Raw genomic sequence first — 2,775 nt, forward strand, 5'->3', positions numbered from 1 at the left:
GTCGCGGTTGAGCAGTTGGCCCTGGATGTCGAGGTTGCCGCCTGCCACGATGCGTGCAGGGTCCACGTTGGCGGCGGTGTCGGTCACCGTGCGGGTGTCGACATGCCAGTCCGCGTAGCCGATGCCCACGACGCCGACGCTGCCGTCGGCTGCGCGGTGATACACGACCCGGCTGACCGGGTCGCCCCAGGTGTCGGCATGGCTCCAGATCTTGCCGTCGGTGGTGGCGAGGTAGTTCTTGGAGGCGGTGGTGGTGACCGGCACCACCTGCAGGTGGGTATCCAGGTTGTTCACCTGGCCCATGGCGATGGCCATGCTGCCAAGCGACTCGATGGTGGCGCTGTGGTTGTTCAGCGTGGCGCCCTGGCCGGCGGCGTAGCGCTTGGCATCCAGGGCGCCGCCGATGAACAGGCTGCCGGCACTGAAGATCGAGGCGCCGTCGCGGTTGGTGATCGTGTCCGCGCCGATGTCCAGGCTGTCGCGCGCGGCGATCGTTCCGGCCTTGGTGACGCCGCCGACCGTCTCGGCCTGGTTGTCGAGCGTGCCCGCGGCGATGGAGATGGCATCGCCGTAGACGCGGCCGGTGCCGATGTTGTCGACGATCCCGGCATTGATCTGCGTGGCGCCCTTGCTGTCGATCAGCCCCCGGTTGGTCAGCGTGCCGGATGCACTGACGAGGGTGTCGCGCCCCGACATCTCCGCATTGGCGCTGTTCTCGACGTTGTGGCCGCCCACGGTGAGGGTCTGGCCGGCCGCCAGCTTGCCGTGGTTGGTGAAGCTGCCGGTGGTGGTGTAGCTGAGGTTGCCGTTGGCGGCGACTTCGGCGTTGTTCACGATGTCCTGGGTCAGCGCGATGCGCAGGTCCTGGCCTGGCGTCATGACGCCGTCGGCGCTGAAGGTGGCGGCGTCGATCTGCAGGCTCTTGTCGGCGACCAGCTTGCCGTGGGTGTTGGTGAGATCCAGGGTCTTGGCGCTGGGGTTGGCCGCGTTGGGATCGGTGATGCGCAGGGTGTTGCCGGCGGAGATCAGGCCAAAGGTGTTGTCGATGCGGCCGCCGCTGCTGAGGGTGGCGTCGACATCCGCGCGGATAGCGCCAGACGCGTTGACAAGGGTGCCGGTGGTGATCGCAACATTCCTGCCTTCGATGCCCTGGTCCGTGCCCAGGGTGTTCGCGTTGACGATCGCGCCGGCCTTGAGCGTGGCGGTCGCCAGGGAGCGCACGAGACCGCCGGCGTTCCGGATGTCGCCGGCGTCGATCGAGAGATCGCCCATCGCCTGCGTCTTGCCGGCGCTGTTGTCATAGCGCGCGCCGTGGGTGTCGATGGCCACGCTGGACTGGCCCAGGACGGTGCCGCCTGCCGTGTTGGTGAAGGCCTGGGTGTCGGCGCTCAGGGCGTTCTTGGCGCCGATGAACCCGGCCGTGTTGTTCACGCTGCCGGTCGACAGGCTCAAAGTGTCACCGCTGCTGATGCCGCCCTGGCCGCTCGAATGTGCAGTTGCGTTGGTGTTGGTGAGCTGCTGGCCGTGCGTGTCGACGAGCATCGCGGCGCCGGACTGGATCAGGCCGGCGTCGTTGCTCAGGGCACCGGACTGCACGTTGACCGTGGTGGTCGCTGCGAGGGTGCCCTGGGCATTGGCGAGCGCCTGGGCACGGGTGTCGATGCTCAAGGCTTCGCCGGAGATCTTGCCTCGGGTGTTGTCCAGGCCTGCGTTGCGCAGGGTGGTGGCAGCGCCCGCTTGCATGCTGCCGCCGACGTTGCTGGTCGTCCCCATCGTTGTGACGTCCAGCGCGCCGGTGAAGGCCGCGATGGTGCCTCCGTTGTTCTCGAGGCTGCCGGCGGCGATGGTCGTGTTGCCGTTGCTGGCGAGGGTGCCGGCATTGTTCAAGGCGCCCGCCACGCTGATGCGCGTGTCCGCCGAGCCGGTCTGCACGATCTGGCCGCCGCCGGTGTTGGCGAGGTGGGAGAGGTTCAGGCTCAGTTGGCCGGCCTGGAGCTGGCCGGCCTGGTTGACCAGCGTCTGGCCGGCATGGCTGTTGGCTGCCACGCTCAGCGTGCCGGGCGTGATGACCGTCGCGCCGCTGGTGGTGATGTGGCCCTGGGTCGCCGTGAGCGCGATGTTGGCGGCGCTGGTGGTGCTGGAGGACAGGTCGATGCTGGCGCCTTGCAGCGCCATGTCCCCCGCGGCGATCAGCGTGCCGTCGGTGTTGACCAGCTCGCCGCGGCTGGCGATCTGCAGGCTGCCCGCCTGCAAGCGGCCGCGCGCGTTGTCGAAGCGATCGACGTTGGCGCTGAAGCTCTGGCTGATGTTCAGGCTTCCGCCTGCGTTGCTGAAGCTCGGGCCACTGACGGCCAGGTTCGCCACCGAGAGCGATCCCCCTGTGTTGTTGACCTGCGGCGTGTCCAGCGTGATGGGGCCGACCTCGTAGATGCGACCGCCGTCGTTCAGGATCGCGCCAGCGGCGGTGATGCGGCCGGGGGCGGGCGGCACATGGCTTGGCGATGCGGTACCTGCGCCAGCACCACTGTCCGTGCTCGTGCCTGTACCGGTACCCGTGCTCGCACCTGTACTCGCGCCTGTCCCGGGCCCGGATGTCGATGGGCCGGGCGATGCCGGCGCCTGCGGCACCGGCTCGGCCCCGATCACCCCGCCGGCGGTGTTGCTCAAGGCCGTTGCAGTCAGCGTCAGGCCGGCGCCGCCGGTCTGGCGCAGCGTGCCGCCGCGGTTGTCGATGTCGCCGGCCGCCGTGATCTGCAGGCTCTGCGCCTCGATCGT

At 69.1% G+C, this 2,775-nt stretch carries 1 protein-coding gene; it reads right to left on the reverse strand.

The genetic code is table 11. The features are described from left to right. A partial coding sequence (locus A8M77_RS34775; protein WP_443273612.1) for a beta strand repeat-containing protein occupies window positions 1-2,775 on the reverse strand: 2,775 nt, incomplete at both ends.

Source organism: Variovorax sp. JS1663 (assembly GCF_002157355.1).
Taxonomy (GTDB): domain Bacteria; phylum Pseudomonadota; class Gammaproteobacteria; order Burkholderiales; family Burkholderiaceae_C; genus Variovorax.